Raw genomic sequence first — 18,410 nt, forward strand, 5'->3', positions numbered from 1 at the left:
GCCGTCGACGGCGTTGACACCTGATCGGCCGACTGGTGGGGTTGTCGGAGATGTGGTTCCGGCCTGGCGAGGAGGCCCCTGTGCAAGCCCGTGTGTCCGTTGCGGCCGGGCGGCGGCTTCGGTCGCAGTTGGAGCAGAGTCCGGCGTTGCGCGAGGTCGTGCACCACCCCGCGGCGGTGGCGGCGCGGCAGGCCACTGCACGGACGTGCCGTCAGCTGGTGCCGCGGACGGCGGACCGGCTGATCGCCGACCTCAAGGGAACGGAGCCACTGTTGGCATCGGTGCGCGAGGAACGGGCGGAGCGGGTGGACCGGGCGGAGCGGGTGGACCGGGCGGAGCGGGCGGAAAAGGCCGGGCGGCCGGAGCGGGCCGGGCGGCGGCCGGGCCGCCGGGCGATGCAGATCGCGGCCGGGGTCGCGGCCGCTGCCGTGGTCGGCGGTCTGCTGGCCGGGGCGGTGCCCTCGGCGGCGCACGCCGCCGGGTCGGCGCCCGTCGTCGGCTCGGCGGCGGCCGTGGTGAGCTCCGCGCCGCAGACGCCGCTGGGCAGCGTGACCGACCCGAAGGTCTTCCCGAAGCCGCAGCAGCAGACCGCGGCCGGCAAGCCCGTCGCGGTGCCGTCCGCCGTCACGCTGGTGACCGGGGACAAGGCGGACTTCGCCGCGATCGGGGCCGTCCGCGAGGTGCTGGAGGTCGCCGGGGCGAGCGAGGTGACGCCGCGGCCGGACGCCGGCGCGCCGGCCGCCGGCTCGCTGGTGGTGTACGTCGGCCAGGGCGCCGACGGCGAACCCGGCCGGGTGCTGCGCCAGTTGGCCGCCGCGGCCGGTGGCGGGGACGGCGCCGCGCCCTCGCTCGCGGGCCTGCCGGCCGGCGGGTACGTGCTGTCGGCCGGTCAGCTGCCGGCCCAGGGCGGCGGGACGTACGGCGCCGTGGTGCTGGCCGGCGTGGACGCCACCGGCACCTTCTACGCCGCGCAGAGCCTGCGTCAGCTGCTCGCCGCCGTACCGGCCGGGCAGGGGCAGGCCCCCGGGGCGGCCGGGCTCGGCCTGCCCGGGATCACCCTGCGGGACTGGCCGACCGGCGCTCCCGTGCGCGGCACCGCGGAGGCCTTCTACGGCACCCCGTGGACCGCCCAGCAGCGGCTGGAGCAGCTCGACTTCCTCGGCCGTTCCAAGCAGAACTTCTACCTCTACGCGCCCGGTGACGACCCGTACCGGCTCTCCCGCTGGCGCGTCCCCTACCCGGCCGCCCAGGCCCAGGAGCTGCGCGAGCTGGGCGTCCGGGCGCGGCAGAACCACGTCACGCTCGGCTACGCGATCGACCCGGGGCAGTCCTTCTGCTTCAGCTCCGGCAAGGACGCGGACGCGCTGGTGGGCAAGCTCGACGGGCTGCGCGCCCTCGGCTTCACCGCCTTCCAGCTCCAGTTCCTGGACGTCAGCTACGACGAGTGGCACTGCGGCGGCGACCGCGGCAAGTACGGCACCGGGCCCGCCGCGGCGGCCAAGGCGCAGGCCGAGCTGGTGCGCAAGGTGCAGGACCGGCTGATCGCGAAGAACCCGGGCCTGGCACCGCTGTCGGTCGTCCCGACCGAGTACCACCAGCAGGGCTCCACCCCGTACCGCAAGGCGCTGGCCGCGGCGCTGCCGGAGGGCGTGCAGGTGGCGTGGAGCGGGGTCGGGGTGATCCCGGAGAAGATCACCGGTGCCCAGGCCTCCGACACCGCCGGGCTGTACGGGCGCCCGCTGCTCACCATGGACAACTACCCGGTCAACGACGCCAGCCCGGACCGGCTCTTCCTCGGCGCCTACACCGGGCGCGACCCGGAGGTGGCCACCCGCTCGGCCGCGCTGCTGACCGGCGCGATGCGCCAGCCGGTGGCCTCCCGGATCGCCGTCGCCACCGCGGGTGACTTCGCCTGGAACCCGTCCGGCTACCAGCCCGAGGAGTCCTGGCGGGCCGCCGTGCGCTCGCTGGCCGGGCCGACCGGCGCCGCCGCGACGCCCGCCGGGACGGCGCTGTCCGCCGTCACCGCGCTGGCCGGGAACAACACCTCCTCCCCGCTGTCCAAGCAGGAGTCCGGCTACCTGACGCCGCTGCTGGACCGGTTCTGGGCGGTCGCCGAGCCCACCTCCGGCACCGCCCCCGACCTCGCCAGGCTGATCGAGGCCGCGGCCCCGCTGCGGGAGGCCTTCACCACCATGGCCACCGCCCAGCAGACCCTGGCCGGTACCCCGGCCACCGCCCAGCTGGCCGGCGAGGCCGCGCCCTGGCTGGGCCCGCTGCGCGACTACGGGCTGGCCGGGCAGGCCTCCCTCGACATGCTGCTGGCGCAGCACGGCGGCGACGGCGCCGCGGCCTGGAAGGCCCGGGTCGAACTCAACCGGCTGCGCGAGCAGCTGGACCGGGCCCCGGCCACCGTCGGCGCCGGGGTGCTCGGCCCGTTCCTGGAGCGCGCCGTGCGCGCCGCCGACAACTGGGCCGGCGTGGGCGGCGGCGCACTCGCCCCGACCACCACCATGGGCACCGCGCAGGACCACCTGCCCGCGCTGATGACCGACGGCGTGGCCGACACCTTCTACTGGAGCTCCGCTCCCCCGCAGCCCGGCGACGCGGTCGGCCTGGACCTCGGCGCCGGCCGCCCGGTCAGCGGTGTGACGGTGCTGATGGGCGGCTGGGGCGACGGCCCGGACGCCCGGAGCGCCGTCGACGACTACATCCGCGACGGCGTCCTGGAGTACTCCACCGGCGAGGGCGGCTGGAAGCAGCTCGCCACCGTGAAGAACCAGAAGACGGTCAGCGCCCACCTCCCGGCCGGCACCGTGGTCCGGGCGGTGCGGCTGCGGGCCACCGCCGCGCAGAAGACCGCCGTCGCGGTGCGCGAGTTCACCGTGACCGCCCCGGACGACTCCCCGGCCAGCGTCAGCGGCGGCCCCGACGCGCTGCCCGGTTCCTCCGCCGCCGCCGTGCTGGACGGCAACCCGGACACCGCCTACCGGGCCGCCAAGCCGCCGACCGCGCAGGACGAGCCGCTCACCGTCGAACTCGGCGCGGCCCGTCCGCTGGACCGGCTCACCGTGCTGACCGACCCCGCCGTGCGCGCCACCGCCACCGTCGCGGTGCGCCGGGCCGACGGCACCTGGGCCGACATCGGCACCGTGCAGCCCGGCTACAACGAGCTGCCGGCCGGCGGCCAGCCGGCCGACGCGTTCCGGCTGACCTGGAAGCCCGGCGGCGACCCGCCAGTGGTCAACCAGGTGATCCCCTGGTACGCGGACGCCCCGGCGGCCCGGCTCGACCTCGCCGACCCGGCCCTGGACGTGGTCACCGGCGCGGCCGCGCCGGTCCGGACCCGGGCCACCCTGGAGGCCGGCCGGCCCGAGGGCACCACCGGCGAGCTGCGCACCGAGGTGCCGGCCGCCGCCAAGGGCCTGACCGTCACCCCGGCCGGCCCGGTGAGCGTGCCGCGCGGCGGCCGGGTGGGTGTGCCGCTGCTGGTCGCGGCCGCCGCGGACACCCCGTCCGGGACGTACCGGGTGCCGGTGCAGTTCGTGTCCGGCGGCACCACCGTCCGGCAGGTCCTCCAGGTGCACGTGGTGCCGCCCACCGGCGGGGTGGACCTCGCGCTCGGCGCCAAGGCCACCTCCTCGGGCGACGAGACGGCGGACTTCCCGGCCTCGGCGGTCACCGACGGCGATCCGAAGACGCGCTGGTCCTCGCCGGCCAAGGACGACGCCTGGGTGCGGCTGGAGCTGCCGCAGGCGACCCGGCTGGGCGCGGCGGTCCTGCACTGGCAGGCCGCGTACGCCTCCTCGTACAAGATCCAGGTCTCGGCGGACGGGAACACCTGGACGGACGCGGCGACGGTGGACGGCGGCAAGGGCGGCGACGAGACGGTGCGCTTCGACGCGCCCGGCACGCGCTACGTCCGGGTGCAGGGCGTGGCCCGGGCCACCAAGTACGGCTACTCGCTGTGGGGCGTGGAGCTGTACGCCGTGACGGCGCCGACCGCACCGGCCACGCCTGGCGGGCCTGGCGGGCCTGGTGCCCCGGCCGGGCAGCAGCCCCCGGCCGGGCAGTCCCAGCCGGGCGGCGCCCCGGGCTCCGTCGCGGCGCGTCCGCAGGCGCCCAGGCAGTAGCGGAGGCCCGAGCAGTAGCGGCGGCCCGGCGGGAACGCGGCGGGCCGCCGGCTCCCCGGTGCGGGGGGCTCGGCGGCCCATGAGGCGCGTACCGACGGTGTGAGACGGGCGGGCCCTTGTGGAGCTGTGGTCAGGCGGAGAGCGGTTCGGGCTGCTCACCGCGGCGGACGGGGGCGGGGTGGGCGGGGTGTGCCCGGCCGAGCGGGACGGGGTGGGCCGGCTGCTCGGTGTGGTCGCGGTGCTCGTACTCCCCCCACTGCGGGGCGCGCAGCTGGTCCGCGCCGCCGTAGGGTTCCAGGTAGGGCCGCCAGCGTGGGTCCTTGATCCCGGTGCCGATGATGCGCCAGGCCAGGCCGCTGGGCGGCGCGGGTGGTCGTTTCATCCGCCAGCCGAGTTCGGTGAGGTGGCGGTCGGCCTTGGTGTGGTTGCAGCGGCGGCAGGCCGCCACCACGTTGTCCCACCGGTGCTGGCCACCGCGGCTGCGCGGGATGACGTGGTCGACGCTGGTGGCGGCGGCCCCGCAGTAGACGCAGCGGCCGTGGTCGCGGGCGAACAGCGCCCGGCGGGTGAGCGGGACGGGCCCGCAGAACGGGACCCGCACGAAGCGGGTCAGACGGACGACGGACGGCGCCGGAAGGGCGCTGGTGGCGCTGTGCAGAGTGACTTCCGAGTCCTCCAGGCTGACCGCCTTGTGGTTGAGGACCAGGATGAGTGCGCGGCGCATCGATACGACGCCGAGTGGCTCGTAGGACGCGTTGAGGACCAGGACATGCGGCACGGATGCCTCCTTGGACGCCTGCGGCGCGTGGCTCGCGCCGGGACGAGCGGTGGGATCGCACCACTCGTGCGCGATCTCCCCCAGTGTCGCCTTACGCCTTTGTACGGCGCCACCACTCCTGTGTAACGGACCCGGGGTGAACTCCGGGTGTGGTCTCCGTCATAGCCGGTATGCCCGGGGGGCGGTCGGGTTGCACCCGGGTGGCCGTGCGGCCCGCCCCGGGCGGCCGTGCCGGGTGGTCCTCCGGGGGCGCGGTTCGGCCGTCCGGAGCAGTGCCGGACCGGCCGGGGCCTCCCCGGAACCCCACCCAGGGGGGAGCGTGCGGGTGCGTTGACGGGGCGTCCGGGGGGATCCGTACGCCCTCCCGGCGTGTCCCGGTCGGTACCCGGGGGCGGATAGGCTGGAGCGCACGGTCCGCGGGCCGCTTGCCGGCGGTGCGGGCCCGACACACACCCAGCCAGGAAGGTCCGCACGTGTTCAGCTCCGGTGCCACCGGCCCGTCCGACGCGTCCCTGACGCTCGCCAACCCGACACCGGCCCCGAGCCCGACCGCGCAGTTGCCGGAACTCGACCTGCGGATACCGACCAGCGCGCAGGAGGTCTCGGACACCACCCGGCAGGCCGCCAGCTGGTTCGACACCCACTGGCAGGGCTGGCTGGCTGGCGGGCTGCGGATCGTCTTCATCATCGTGCTGGCCCTGGTGCTGCGGGCGGTGGTGCGCAAGCTCATCACCCAGCTGGTCGGGCGGATGGCGCGCGGCTCGGAGACCCAGGAGGAGAGCCGACTGGGCGGCCTGCTGGCCAACACCGGAGTGGTGAACACCGAGCGGCGCCAGCAGCGCTCGGAGGCGATCGGCTCGGTGCTGCGCAGCGTGGCCTCGTTCACCATCCTGGGCACGGCGGCGCTGATGGTGCTGGCCGCGCTGGGGGTGAACCTGGCGCCGCTGCTGGCGAGCGCCGGTGTGGCCGGTGTGGCGATCGGTTTCGGCGCCCGCAACCTGGTCACCGACTTCCTCTCCGGGGTCTTCATGATCATGGAGGACCAGTACGGCGTCGGCGACGAGATCGACACCGGGGTGGCCAGCGGCACGGTGCTGGAGGTCGGCCTGCGGGTGACCAAGCTGCGCGGCGCGAACGGCGAGATCTGGTACATCCGCAACGGCGAGGTGAAGCGGATCGCCAACATGAGCCAGGGCTGGGCGACCGCCTCGGTGGACGTGCAGGTCGGGTACAAGGAGGACCTGGCCCGGGTCGAGGACCTGATCCTGGCGACGGCCGAGGAGATGGCCAAGGAGGCGCCGTACGACGAGCTGATCTGGGCGCCGGTGTCGATCCTGGGCGTGGAGTCGGTCGCCCCGGAGTCGGTGGTGCTGCGGGTCGAGGCCCGGACCGCGCCCGGCAAGGCGGCCGCCGTGTCGCGGGCGCTGCGCCAGCGGCTGAAGGCGGCCTTCGACCAGGCCGGGATCCGGGTCAAGGAGGAGGCCCCGGTGGCACCCGCCGCCGCGGCGACCGGCGTGGTGATCGCCCCCTCGCCGGCGCCGGCCGCCGAGCAGGCCGCGCCTTCCGCCCTGGCCGACCCGGCCTCGCCGCGCTACCGGGCGACCGAGCCGATCCCGGCGGCCAAGGGCCCGGACGACGCGGCGAAGCCGTAGGCCCCCGGCCGTACGGACACGGACGAAAGCCCCGCTCCCACCACCTCGGGTTCCGACGGTGGGGGCGGGGCTTCGTGCTGTCCGGTAACGCTTCGGCATCCTCCGCTCCACCGGCCATTGACACCCCGCTGAGGCGGCCCTTACGGTCCTTCCCAAGCGACTGGAAAGTTTCCTAACAGTTCCTCAGGGCCCTTCCCGCCCTTACCCGACAGTTCGCCCGACCAGCCGAAAGAGGAGGATTCCGGGCATGACCAAGAGCACCGCCAAGGCCCCCCTCGCCGGCACCCCCAGCCTGCTGCGCGCCATCAACGACCGCGCCGCCCTCGAACTGCTGCTGGAGAACGGGCCGCTCTCGCGCACCCAGATCGGCTCCCTCACCGGGCTGTCCAAGCCCACCGCCTCCCAGCTGCTGGCTCGGCTGGAGGCGGCCGGGCTGGTCCTGCCGGTCGGCACCACGGCGGGCGGCCCCGGGCCCAACGCCCAGCTGTACCAGGTGAATCCGGCCGCCGGGTACGTCGCCGGGCTGGATGTCACCAACAGCGAGATCCGGGTCGCGATCGCCGACATCACCGGCACCACGCTGGCCGAGCACGCCGTGCCGACCAAGGGCGTGCCGGCCGCCGGGACCGTCCCCGCCGTGGCCGCCGCGGTGGCCGAGGCGGTCCGGGCCGCCGGGATCCCCGCGGGCGGCCTGCGCACCGCCACGATCGGGCTCGGCGGCGCCCCCGACCCGGTCACCGGCAAGCTGCGCTACGCCTCCCACCTGCCGGGCTGGCACTCGCCGCGGCTGGTCGAGGAGTTGACCGAGGCGATCGGCGCGCCGGTGTCGATCGAGAACGACGTGAACCTGGCCGCCGTCGCCGAGCGCTCCTCCGGCGCCGCGGCCGGCTTCGAGGACTTCGTCCTGCTCTGGGCCGGGGCGGGGGTCGGCGCGGCGATCGTGATCGCCGGGCGGCTGCACCGCGGCTTCACCGGCGGCGCCGGGGAGGTCGGCTACATGCCGCTGCCCGACTCCCCGGTCGAGTTCGACGCCCGCCGCCGCAAGTTCGGCGGCTTCCAGGCCCTGGTCGGCACGCCCGCCGTCCGGGTCCTGGCCCGGGAGCACGGGCTCGGCGCGGCCACCGCGCAGGAGTCCATCGCCAGGGCGCTGGCCACCCCGGGCGCGGGCGACGCCTTCCTCGCCGAGCTGGCCGGGCGGCTCGCCGTCGGGCTGGCGGTGATCGTCGCCGTCGTCGACCCCCAGCTGGTGGTCCTCTCCGGCGTGGTGCCGACGGCGGGCGGCGAGCGCCTGCGCGCGCTGGTCGAGGACGAGTTGGCGCGGGTCTCGATCGCCCGGCCGGAGGTGCGCAGCAGCGCCCTGCCCGGCTCGCCCGTCCTGCTCGGCGCCCTGCAACGTGCCCTGTCCGACGCCCGCGAGGCGGTCTTCTCCACCCACTGACGCTCCGTCCGACGACGCTCCGCCCACCTCCACTCCGCCCGATGACGCTCCGCCCGCTTCCGCTTCCGCCCACCGACGCTCCCCCTGTCACCTGGCTCCACCTGCACCCACCTCTCCCCCAACCCCCGATCGCGGGATCCGAGGCAATGAGGCCTGCCCGCGCACCCCCAGGAGGACCCCGAAGTGCACGCCACCACCTCCCGCAGAGGCCGCCGTACCGTCGCCGCCCTCGCCGGCAGCGCCGTCCTGGCCCTGCTCGCCTCCGCCTGCACCGGCTCCAGCGAATCGGGCGGCAACGACGACTCGGCCAGCGGCAAGGACGTCACCATCACCTTCTGGCACGGCTGGAGCCAGGACAACGAGACCAAGGCGATCAACGACAACATCGCCGCGTTCGAGAAGAGCCACCCCAACATCCACGTCAAGGCCGTGGACAGCCTCTCGGACGACAAGGTCAACCAGGCCCTGCGGGCCGGCGGCGCGGACGCGCCGGACGTGGTGTCCTCCTTCACCACCAACAACGTCGGCATGTTCTGCTCGACCAAGGCCTTCGTCGACCTCAAGCCGATGCTCCAGAAGAGCGGCATCGACCCGGCCAAGACGTTCCCGGCGACGATGCTCGACTACACCCAGTTCCAGGGCAACCAGTGCTCGCTGCCGCTGCTCGGCGACGCCTACGGCCTGTTCTACAACAAGAAGGCCTTCGCCGCCGCCGGCATCTCCGCCCCGCCGAAGACCTTCAGCGAGTTCGCCGACGCCGCCGCCAAGCTGACCGTCGCCGACGGCGACTCGTACAAGCAGCTCGGCTACATGCCGCTGTTCCACGGCTACGAGAACACCAGCGAGCACTTCCTCGGCCAGTACGGCGCGAGCTACTTCGGCTCCGACGGCAAGTCGAACGTCGCCACCGACCCGAAGGTCGCCTCGATGTTCACCTGGCAGAAGGGCCTGGTCGACCAGCTCGGCGGCTACACCAAGCTGGAGAAGTACCGCGCGACCTTCGGCGAGGAATTCAGCGCCAAGAACCCCTTCAACACCGGGCAGGTCGCGATGATCCTGGACGGCGAGTGGCGCACCGCCTCGCTCGCCAAGGACAAGCCCGACATCGACTGGGCCACCGCCCCCTTCCCCGTCCCGGACGACCAGGCCGACACCTACGGCCGCGGCTACCAGACCGGCACCATCGTCGGCATCGCCAGCACCAGCAAGAAGCAGGCCGCGGCCTGGGAGTTCGTCAAGTACCTGACCACGGACACCGACGCGCTGGTCAGCTTCGCCAACGCGATCCACAACGTGCCGAGCACCTTCGACGCGCTCAACTCGCCGAAGCTGGTCAGCGACGCCAACTTCAAGACCTTCCTGGACGTCGCCAAGAACACCCACTCCAGCACCACCCCGGCGGCCGTCAACGGCGGCAGCTACATCTCCACCCTGCAGAACCTCGGCTACGACTACGAGGCCGGCAAGCAGAGCGACCTGGCCGCGGGCCTGGCCGCCACGGCCAAGCAGATCGACACCGACATCGCCCAGGCCAAGTAGCCCGGGAACGGTCCACGGAGCTCCCATGTCACTCGCGTTCGGCACCCGCAAGGGCAACGGCGACCAGGCCGGCACGGGACCGACCGGCCCGGCGGCGCCCTCCACGCAGCACCTGCTGCGCCGGAGGCGCCGCCGGGAGGCGGCCCGCACCCTCGCCTTCCTCTCCCCCTGGCTGATCGGGTTCTGCGTCTTCTTCGCCTACCCGCTGATCTCCACCGTCTACTTCTCCTTCACCTCCTACAACGGCTTCGGCACCCCGACCTTCGCCGGCCTGAAGAACTGGGACTACGTCCTCAACAACCTGCCGTTCTTCTGGCAGGGCCTGCGCAACACCCTGTGGCTGGTCGTCGTCATGGTGAGCCTGCGGGTCGCCTTCGGCCTGGGCGTCGGGATGCTGATCACCAAGGTGAAGACCGGCGCCGGCTTCTTCCGGACCGCCTTCTACCTGCCGTACCTGGCCCCGCCGGTGGCCGCGACCGTCGCCTTCGCCTTCCTGTTCAACCCCGGCACCGGCCCGGTCAACCACCTGCTCGGCGAGCTCGGCCTGCCGCAGCCCGGCTGGTTCGCCTCCGAGGACTGGTCCAAGCCCGCGCTCACCCTGCTCGCCATGTGGGGGGTCGGCGACCTGATGGTCATCTTCATGGCCTCGCTGCTGGACGTCCCCAAGGAGCAGTACGAGGCGGCCGAACTGGACGGCGCCGGCCCGTTCCAGCGGTTCTGGTACGTCACGCTGCCGAACATCTCGCCGATCATCATGTTCGCGGTGGTCACCGGGGTGATCCAGACCATGCAGTACTACACCCAGGCGATCGTCGCCGGGAAGGTCGCCAGCGGCATCGCGGGCGGCTCCGGCCAGCAGTTCGACCCCGGCTACCCGAACGGCTCCACCTGGACCCTGCCGCAGCTGGTCTACAAGCTCGGCTTCCAGGGCTACAACTACGGCGCGGCCTGCGTCGTCGCCGTGGTGCTGTTCGCCATCTCGATGGCCGTCACCTCGATCCTGCTCCGCCGCCGGTCCGGCTTCATGGCGAGCGACGACTAGCGGACGGATGAGGACTCCGACATGACTCTCGGCTCCACCATGACCAAGGCTCCGGCCCGCACCTCCGGCAGCGGCCCCGCCGCCCGGGCCGCCCGGCGCCACGCGGCGCTCAACTGGGTGGCCGTGCACGCGCTGGCCATCGCCGCCGCGCTGTTCTTCCTGCTGCCCTTCGTGTTCGTCTTCCTCACCTCGGTGATGTCGGACCAGCAGGCGCTCACCACCGACTACTGGCCGACCGACTGGAACTGGGGCAACTACGCCAAGGTCTGGGACACCCCCGGCTTCCTCACCTGGTGGCGCAACACCCTGATGTACGCCGTGCTCGGCACGGTGCTGACCGTGGTCTCCAGCCTGCCGGTGGCCTACGCGCTCGCCAAGTTCCGCTTCCGCGGCCGCAACCTGGCGCTGATGGCGGTCATCGCGATGATGATGCTGCCGCCGCAGGTCACCGTCATCCCGATGTACCTCTTCTGGTCCAAGCAGATGGGCCTGAGCAGCTCGCTCTGGCCGCTGATCATCCCGATGGCCTTCGGCGACGCGTTCACCATCTTCCTGCTGCGCCAGTTCCTGATGACCATCCCCAAGGAGTACATCGAGGCCGCCCGGCTCGACGGCTGCGGCGACCTGCGCACCCTGCTGCGGGTGGTGCTGCCGATGGCCAAGCCGGCCATCGCCGCCGTCGCGCTGTTCCAGTTCTTCTACTGCTGGAACGACTACTTCGGCCCGCAGATCTACGCCAGCAGCAACCACGACTCCTGGACGCTCAGTTACGGCCTGGAGTCCTTCAAGGCCGCCCACCACACCAACTGGAACCTCACCATGGCCGCCACCCTGCTGGTGATGGCGCCGGTGATCGTCCTCTTCTTCTTCGCTCAGAAGGCCTTCATCGAAGGCGTGACACTGACAGGGGTCAAGGGCTGATGTCCGCACTGAAGTTGGCAATCGTCGGCGGCGGTTCGACGTACACCCCGGAGCTGATCGACGGCTTCGCCCGGCTGCGCGACACCCTGCCGGTCGGCGAGCTGGTGCTGATCGACCCGGCCGCCGAGCGCCTGGAGCTGATCGGCGGCCTCGCCCGGCGGATCTTCGCCAGGCAGGGCCACTCCGCGGTCGTCACCACGACCACCGACCTGGTGGCGGGCGTCGCGGACGCCGACGCGGTGCTGCTCCAGCTGCGCGTCGGCGGGCAGGCGGCCCGCAACCAGGACGAGACCTGGCCGCTGGAGTGCGGCTGCGTCGGGCAGGAGACCACCGGCGCCGGCGGGCTCGCCAAGGCGCTGCGCACCGTCCCGGTGGTGCTGGACATCGCCGAGCAGGTGCGCCGGACCAACCCGGACGCCTGGATCGTGGACTTCACCAACCCGGTCGGCATCGTCACCCGGGCCCTGCGGACGGCCGGTCACAAGGCGGTCGGGCTGTGCAACGTCGCGATCGGCTTCCAGCGCAAGTTCGCCGCGCACCTGGGCGTGGACCCGGAGCTGATCCGGCTCGACCACGTCGGGCTCAACCACCTGACCTGGGAGCGCGGGGTGACCCTGCTGGACGCCCCGGGCGCGGCCGGCGGGCGCGAGGTGCTGCCGGAGCTGCTCTCCTCGTACGGCAAGGAGATCGCCGAGGACCTGCACCTGCCGCAGCCCGTCATCCAGCGGCTCGGCGTGGTGCCGTCCTACTACCTGCGGTACTTCTACCAGCACGACGCGGTGGTCGCGGAGCTGCGGGAGCAGGGCTCGCGGGCCGCGCAGGTGGCCGAGATCGAGCGGCAGCTGCTGGAGATGTACGCCGACCCGGCCCTGGACACCAAGCCCGAGCTGCTCGGCAAGCGCGGCGGCGCCTTCTACTCGGAGGCGGCCGTCCAGCTGATCGCCGCACTGCTCGGCACCGGCGGCGGCACCTCGGTGCAGGTGGTCAACACCCGCAACGACGGCGTGCTGCCGTTCCTGCCGGACGACGCCGTGATCGAGGTCCCGGCCGAGGTGGACGCCCGGGGCGTGCGCCCGCTGCCGCAGCGGCCCGTCGAGCCGCTGTACGCGGGGCTGATCGCCGCCGTCACCGCGTACGAGCACCTCGCCCTCGACGCCGCCCTGCACGGCGGCCGCGACCGGGTCTTCGACGCCCTGCTCGCCCACCCGCTGGTCGGCCAGATCGAGCTCGCCGACCAGCTCACGGACCGGCTGCTCGCCCACAACCGCGAGCACCTCGCCTGGGCCTGATCCGGCCCGCTCCGTGCCCGCCCGGCCCTCCGAGGAGGTGGCCGGGCGGGCACCGCGAGGAGACCGTCCACCCCCGGCCCGGGCATCCTCCGGCCGGGCTCCCCGGCCGGGACCACGGCCGGGCACCCGGCCGACGACCACGGACCGGGCCACGTACGAGCGCGGGGACCTGATGACCCACCAGCCCGAACCACTCCTGCCCGGCGTCCTCGCCATCGACGCGGGGAACTCCAAGACCGACGTCGCCCTGATCGGCGCCGACGGCAGCATCCTCGGCAGCGCCCGCGGCGGCGGCTTCGAGCCGCACCGGATCGGCGGCGCGGCGGCGGTGGCCGGCCTCGCCCCGCTGGTCGAGCAGGCCGCCGCGGCGGCCGGCCACCGGGACTGGAGCGGGGTGCTCACCAGCCACGTGAGCGCCTGCCTGGCCAACGCCGACCTGCCGGTCGAGGAGGAGGCGCTGCGCGCGGCCCTGGAGTCCCACCCGTGGGGGGTCGCCAGCACGGTGGCCAACGACACCTTCGGCCTGCTGCGGGCCGGCACCGACGGCCCGCGCGGGGTCGCGGTGGTCTGCGGCGCCGGGATCAACTGCGTCGGCCTGCTGCCGGACGGCCGCACCGCCCGCTTCCCCGCCCTCGGCCAGCTCACCGGCGACTGGGGCGGCGGCGCGGGCCTGGCCGCCAGCAGCATGTGGCACGCCGTCCGGGCGGAGGACGGGCGCGGCGGGCCGACCGGGCTGGCGGGAGCCATCGCCGAGCACTTCGGCCTGCCCACCGCCGGCGCCGTCGCCGAGGCCGTCCACCTCGGGCACCTGCCGGGCACGCGGCTGCACGAGATCGTGCGGGTGCTGTTCGCGGTCGCCCGCGAGGGCGACGCGGTGGCGCTGGAACTGATCGACCGCCAGGCCGACGAGATCGTCCGGCTCGCGGTGGTGGCGCTCGGACGCCTGGAGCTGCTGGACACCCCGACCCCGGTGGTGCTGGGCGGCGGCGTGCTCGCCTCCCGGCAGCCGCTGCTGCTGGACAACGTGACGGCCCGGCTGGCCGAGGCCGCGCCGCTGGCCGAGCCTCGCGTCGTCGTCGCGCCGCCGGTCCTGGGCGCGGCGCTGCTCGGGCTCGACCACCTGGCGGCGGGCACCCCGGCGCAGGCCCGGCTGCGCGAGGCGTACGAGGCGAGCCGTCAGGCGGCCGCCTGACGGCCGCCCACTGACCTCCCTCCCCCGTCGGTCCCGGACGCCCGCCGGGGGAGGGAGCCCCCGGCCCGCGGGAGGTCATCGAGCGGACGGCCGTCCAGCGGAGGAACGTCAAGCGGAGGAACGTCAAGCGGGCGAGTATCGGGCGGGCGGGTTCGGGAACCGCGGACCGTGCCTCTGTCGTGTCAGGCGGTGACCGATGTCCGATGCCGCCCGGAAGACCCGCTCCATGGCCACGCCCCGACTCCTGCTCGCCGCCGCCCTGTTGGCCTGCGGCAGCGCCGCCGTCCTCACTGGTTGCACGCCCTCCGACTCCGGCTCGACGGTGGCCGCAGCCTCCGCCGCCGCCCGGGCCGACGAGGGCGCGGACGACCTGCTGGACGACGATGACGCGCTGTTCGAGGACGAGGGCGAGGTCGGCGGCGGGGGCGAGGAGTCCTACTCCGCCGCGGCCGACCCGTCCATGAGCTCCGCCGCGCTCCCCTCCCCGGTGCTCCCCTCCGCCGCGCTCCCCTCCCCCGCGCTCCCCTCCCCCGCGCTCCCCTCCGCCGCACCCGGTTGCGCCTCGCCCACCGCGCGGCCCGGCCACGAGGTCCTCGTCGTCGTCACCGCCGGCCCGGCCGAACTCACCGCCCAGCCCGCCCGCTTCAGCTGCGGCCCCGGCCGCTACGAGCCGACCGGCAGCCCGGTCCACTACGGCTTCGCGGCGGCGGGCGTGACGGCCGCCCTGGCCGACGGCGGGCCGGAGGTCCCCCTCGGCGAGCTGATCGACCACCTCGACGAGTGCCTCGCCGAGCGCGACCCGGGTGGACCGGACGCCTGCCACGGCAACACCTACGACGTGGTGCTGGACTCCCACGGCCGGATCATGCGCATCGCCGAGGTCGAGGGCCCCTGAGCCCGCGGTCCAGGGCCCTGAGCCCCTGAGCCCCTGAGCCCCTGGTCGAGCGCCCCTGACCTGCGGGTTCACCGCCATGTGGGGGCCCGGCCCGGTGCATACGGTGTAGAAGCGCCTCTCAACTGTTGGCATTCGGCTGCGCTACGCGCGTCAACCACGCTCCAGCTGCGACCTTTTGACGTTCACTACGTCCACTGGGGCCTTCGTTGGGGCTGGTCTTACCTTCTCCGTCGTTGACCCTGTTTCGACAACTCTGCTTTGCTTCCGGCCGTCGGCGGTAACCGGCATCCCATCCCCACACCACTGACCGTCCACGACGGGTGGTCAGTTCCTCCGCGTTGCCGTCGCCGCACGTCCCCCTTCGTCCCCCACCGTGCCGTCGCGCCGCACCCCGGCCCGTTCGGCACCAGAGAGGAACCCTCACGATGGGCATCTCCCCCACCTCCCGCCGGATGCGGCTGCGCGCCCTGACCGGGCTCAGCGCCCTGGCGCTGGCCGCCGCCGGCTTCGCCGCCGCCCCGGCCGCCCAGGCGGCCCAGGACGACCGGCCGGCCGGCGAGTTCGCCGGGCAGCCCCACCCGTACCGGCACGGCGTGCACCCGACCAAGGAGAACGCCGGCCAGGCGGCCAAGGCGGCGACCAACAACCTGAGCTACGGCGGCGGCGTGGACGGCATCGGCGTCACCACCGGCGCGCCGAAGGTCTACCTGATCTTCTGGGGCACCCAGTGGGGCACCCAGGGCACCAACTCGGCCGGCTACACCACGCTCTCCGGCGACCCGAAGGGCGAGGCGGTCCGGACGCAGCAGCTGTTCAAGGGCCTCGGCACCAACAGCGAGACCTGGTCCGGCGTCATGACCCAGTACTGCGAGGGCGTCGCCACCGGCGCGACCAGCTGCCCGACCGGCTCCACCCACGTCGGCTACCCGACCGGCGGCGCGCTGGCCGGCGTCTGGGTCGACGAGTCCGCCGCCGCGCCGAGCCAGGCCAGCGGCTACCAGCTGGCCACCGAGGCCGTGAAGGCCGCCGGGCACTTCGGCAACACCACGGCCGCCGCCAACCGCAACGCGCAGTACGTGGTGCTGTCGCCGACCGGCACCCACCCGGACGGCTTCAACACTCCCAACGGCGGCTTCTGCGCCTGGCACGACTACAACGGCGACACCACCCTGACCGGCGGCGCCGCCCCCTCCCCGTACGGTGACGTGGCGTTCACCAACGACCCGTACGTGACCGACATGGGCTCCTCCTGCGGCCAGAACTACGTCAACAGCGGCAGCACGGGCACCCTGGACGGCGTGACCATGGTGTACGGCCACGAGTACTCGGAGACCATCACCGACCAGAACCCGGCGGGCGGCTGGACCGACTCCACCGGCTACGAGAACGCCGACAAGTGCTCCTGGAACGGCGTCGGCGGGACGGGCGGCTCGCAGAACGTGGCGTTCGCGACGGGCACGTTCGCGATGCAGGGCACCTGGTCGAACGGTGTCAGCGGGTGCCAGATCTCGCACGCGATCGTCCACTGACGGCCTGATGACCTGACGGTCTGACGGTCTGACGCGTCGAAGCGCCGAAGCGCCGAAGCGCCGGGGTGGGCCCGCCCCGGTGCTTCGGCGTCGTCCGCTGCTACGGCGCGACCAGCCCGAACTCGTAGGCCTGGATGACCAGGTGGACCCGGTCGCGGGCGTCGAGCTTGGTGAACAGCCGGGCGACGTGGGCCTTGGCGGTGGCCACGCTGATGGTGAGCTCCTCGGCGATCTCCGCGTTGGACAGGCCCCGGCCGACCAGGGTGAGCACCTCGCGCTCGCGTTCGGTGACGGCCTCGGCGACGGGCCTGCGGGGCCGGTCCGCCGTCCCCTGCGGGCGGGCGACGAACTCGCCGATCAGCCGGCGGGTGATGCCGGGGGCCAGCAGGGCGTCCCCGGCGGCGACCGCCCGGATGCCGTCCAGGATGGTCTCCAGGGCGAGGTCCTTGACCAGGAAGCCGCTCGCCCCGGCGCGCAGCGCGCCGTAGACGTAGTCGTCGTCGTCGAAGGTGGTGAGGACGAGGACATGGGTGGGCAGGTCCGGGTCGGTGGTGATCAGGCGGGTGGCCTCGATGCCGTCCGCGACCGGGGGCGCCTTCCGGCCGCCGGGCTGGGGGCGCATCCGGATGTCCATCACCGCGACGTCGGGGCGCAGCCGGGCCGCCAGGTCGACGGCCTCGGCGCCGTCTCCGGCCTCGCCGACCACCTCCAGGTCGGGGGCGTCGGCGATCAGCACGCGCAGACCGGTGCGGATGAGCGGCTGGTCGTCGACCAGCAGGACGCGGATCACGCGCCCACCTCCAGGGGTCGTTCGTCGGGGGCCGGTTCCGGCAGCGGCAGCCGGGCGGCGACCAGGAAGCCGCCCCCGGGGCGCGGCCCGGCGCTGAACTCGCCGTGCAGCAGGGTGACCCGTTCGCGCATGCCGGCCAGGCCGTAGCCGGTGCCGGGGGCGCCGGTGGGCGTCCCGGCGCCCAGGTCGGCCACGGTGACGGCGACCTCCCGGGTTCCGTACTCGACGGTGACGTGGCAGTCCCGGGTGCCGGAGTGCTTGACCACGTTGGTGACCGCCTCCTGGACGATCCGGTAGGCGGCGAGGTCCACCTCGGCCGGCAGCGGACGGGCCGCGCCGCGCCGGGTGAGCGCCACCCTGACCCCGGCGTCCGCCGCCCCCGCCACCAGTCGGTCCAACTCGCCGACTCCCGCCGCCACTTCGAGCGGCGCGGCCTCCCCTTCGCCCTGCCGCAGCGCGCCGAGCATCCGGCGCAGCCCGGCCAGGGTCTCCCGGCTGGTGGCCTCGATCGCCTCCAGGGCCCGGCGGGTCTCGGCGGGCTGGGTGTCCATGACCCGGCTGCCCATGCCGGCCTGGATCGCGATGATGCCGATGCTGTGGGCCACCATGTCGTGCAGCTCCCGGGCGATCCGCAGCCGTTCGGCGGTGATGGCCTGCTCGGAGGCCCGGCCGCGCAGCGCCTCGGCGTGGGCGCGGCCCTGGTGCACGGTGTTGCCGACCAGCCAGGCGATCAGCACGGTGGCGGCGAAGCCCGCGTAGGCGAGCGGGTTGACGGGGTAGTCGTTGACGGCTCCCCAGAGCAGCAGCCCGGCGAGGGCGGCGAGCGGCAGCACCAGGGCGCTCAGCGAGACCCGGCGGGAGCGGGTGGCCGCGCAGTGGCCGACCACGCCGTCGGCGATCAGGAACTGGAGCCCCGCGGTCTCCGGGACGGTCCACATCCCGAGGGCGAAGACGCCGCCCGCGAGCGCCACCGCGATGGCCACCAGCGGCAGCCGGACCAGCAGGGCCGCGACCAGTGTGGTGACCACCGCGGTGACCACCAGCGGCATGTCCTCGGGGTTGCCGTGGTAGTCGAACAGGTGGCGCAGCTCGTCCTCGCGCGTGAAGAAGCGGAAGACGACCAGACTCGTCCAGAGCGCCCCCACCCACACGCCCGCGGGCAGGCGCCTGAGCAGCGGCGGACGGGGTTCGATGATCATGACGCGATGCTAG

At 74.1% G+C, this 18,410-nt stretch carries 12 protein-coding genes and 1 pseudogene; 10 read left to right on the forward strand and 3 right to left on the reverse strand.

Annotated features, from left to right (window positions below; all coding sequences use genetic code 11):
* Window positions 1-146: 146 nt before the first annotated feature.
* Complete coding sequence (locus ACFRAR_RS05165) at window positions 147-4,133, forward strand: beta-N-acetylglucosaminidase domain-containing protein (RefSeq protein ID WP_380694945.1); 3,987 nt, start codon at window positions 147-149, stop codon at window positions 4,131-4,133.
* A 268-nt stretch (window positions 4,134-4,401) separates the two neighbouring features.
* On the opposite strand, the pseudogene ACFRAR_RS05170 reads toward ACFRAR_RS05165, so the two are convergent.
* Window positions 4,402-4,911 (reverse strand): annotated as a pseudogene (locus ACFRAR_RS05170) (HNH endonuclease); the annotation flags it as partial.
* Between the two features lie 473 nt (window positions 4,912-5,384).
* Between ACFRAR_RS05170 and ACFRAR_RS05175 the strand changes: the two are divergent.
* The 9 genes from ACFRAR_RS05175 to ACFRAR_RS05215 all read left to right on the forward strand — a co-directional run bounded on the left by ACFRAR_RS05175 (window position 5,385) and on the right by ACFRAR_RS05215 (window position 16,408).
* Entirely contained in the window at window positions 5,385-6,563 is a 1,179-nt protein-coding gene (locus ACFRAR_RS05175; protein ID WP_380694947.1) for a mechanosensitive ion channel family protein, read from the forward strand.
* Window positions 6,564-6,810: 247 nt separating this feature from the next.
* Window positions 6,811-8,001 (forward strand): ROK family protein, encoded by a 1,191-nt coding sequence (locus tag ACFRAR_RS05180; RefSeq protein ID WP_380694949.1) that lies wholly within the window; start codon window positions 6,811-6,813, stop codon window positions 7,999-8,001.
* 183 nt (window positions 8,002-8,184) lie between these two features.
* Window positions 8,185-9,540: an ABC transporter substrate-binding protein gene (locus tag ACFRAR_RS05185; RefSeq protein ID WP_380694951.1), complete on the forward strand. Its 1,356-nt coding sequence runs from the start codon at window positions 8,185-8,187 to the stop codon at window positions 9,538-9,540.
* A gap of 25 nt (window positions 9,541-9,565) precedes the next feature.
* Window positions 9,566-10,582 (forward strand): carbohydrate ABC transporter permease, encoded by a 1,017-nt coding sequence (locus tag ACFRAR_RS05190; RefSeq protein ID WP_380694953.1) that lies wholly within the window; start codon window positions 9,566-9,568, stop codon window positions 10,580-10,582.
* Between the two features lie 39 nt (window positions 10,583-10,621).
* Window positions 10,622-11,503: a carbohydrate ABC transporter permease gene (locus tag ACFRAR_RS05195; RefSeq protein WP_380695111.1), complete on the forward strand. Its 882-nt coding sequence runs from the start codon at window positions 10,622-10,624 to the stop codon at window positions 11,501-11,503.
* A gap of 8 nt (window positions 11,504-11,511) precedes the next feature.
* Window positions 11,512-12,792: a 6-phospho-beta-glucosidase gene (locus ACFRAR_RS05200; protein ID WP_380695113.1), complete on the forward strand. Its 1,281-nt coding sequence runs from the start codon at window positions 11,512-11,514 to the stop codon at window positions 12,790-12,792.
* A gap of 172 nt (window positions 12,793-12,964) precedes the next feature.
* The gene (locus ACFRAR_RS05205; protein ID WP_380694955.1) at window positions 12,965-13,984 is read left to right on the forward strand and encodes an N-acetylglucosamine kinase; all 1,020 of its coding nucleotides are present in this window, start codon (window positions 12,965-12,967) and stop codon (window positions 13,982-13,984) included.
* Between the two features lie 196 nt (window positions 13,985-14,180).
* Window positions 14,181-14,879 (forward strand): hypothetical protein, encoded by a 699-nt coding sequence (locus ACFRAR_RS05210; protein ID WP_380694957.1) that lies wholly within the window; start codon window positions 14,181-14,183, stop codon window positions 14,877-14,879.
* A gap of 425 nt (window positions 14,880-15,304) precedes the next feature.
* On the forward strand, window positions 15,305-16,408 hold the full coding sequence (locus ACFRAR_RS05215; protein ID WP_380694959.1) for a hypothetical protein: 1,104 nt from the start codon (window positions 15,305-15,307) through the stop codon (window positions 16,406-16,408).
* 100 nt (window positions 16,409-16,508) lie between these two features.
* Here ACFRAR_RS05215 and ACFRAR_RS05220 read toward each other — a convergent pair whose 3' ends face one another.
* Together ACFRAR_RS05220 and ACFRAR_RS05225 are read right to left on the reverse strand one after the other, a co-directional pair.
* Complete coding sequence (locus ACFRAR_RS05220; protein WP_380694961.1) at window positions 16,509-17,198, reverse strand: response regulator; 690 nt, start codon at window positions 17,196-17,198, stop codon at window positions 16,509-16,511.
* Window positions 17,195-18,397: a sensor histidine kinase gene (locus tag ACFRAR_RS05225; protein ID WP_380694963.1), complete on the reverse strand. Its 1,203-nt coding sequence runs from the start codon at window positions 18,395-18,397 to the stop codon at window positions 17,195-17,197. Before ACFRAR_RS05225 ends, ACFRAR_RS05220 begins: the two co-directional genes overlap by 4 nt.
* Window positions 18,398-18,410 lie beyond the last annotated feature (13 nt).

The organism is Kitasatospora sp. NPDC056651, assembly GCF_042792155.1.
Lineage (GTDB): Bacteria > Actinomycetota > Actinomycetes > Streptomycetales > Streptomycetaceae > Kitasatospora.

Coding starts and splice junctions, on each gene's coding strand:
- ACFRAR_RS05180 (WP_380694949.1), top strand. CDS start 6,811: ATGACCAAGAGCACCGCCAAGGCCCCCCTCGCCGGCACCCCCAGCCTG.
- ACFRAR_RS05190 (WP_380694953.1), top strand. CDS start 9,566: ATGTCACTCGCGTTCGGCACCCGCAAGGGCAACGGCGACCAGGCCGGC.
- ACFRAR_RS05195 (WP_380695111.1), top strand. CDS start 10,622: ATGACCAAGGCTCCGGCCCGCACCTCCGGCAGCGGCCCCGCCGCCCGG.
- ACFRAR_RS05205 (WP_380694955.1), top strand. CDS start 12,965: ATGACCCACCAGCCCGAACCACTCCTGCCCGGCGTCCTCGCCATCGAC.
- ACFRAR_RS05210 (WP_380694957.1), top strand. CDS start 14,181: ATGTCCGATGCCGCCCGGAAGACCCGCTCCATGGCCACGCCCCGACTC.
- ACFRAR_RS05215 (WP_380694959.1), top strand. CDS start 15,305: ATGGGCATCTCCCCCACCTCCCGCCGGATGCGGCTGCGCGCCCTGACC.
- ACFRAR_RS05225 (WP_380694963.1), bottom strand. CDS start 18,397: ATGATCATCGAACCCCGTCCGCCGCTGCTCAGGCGCCTGCCCGCGGGC.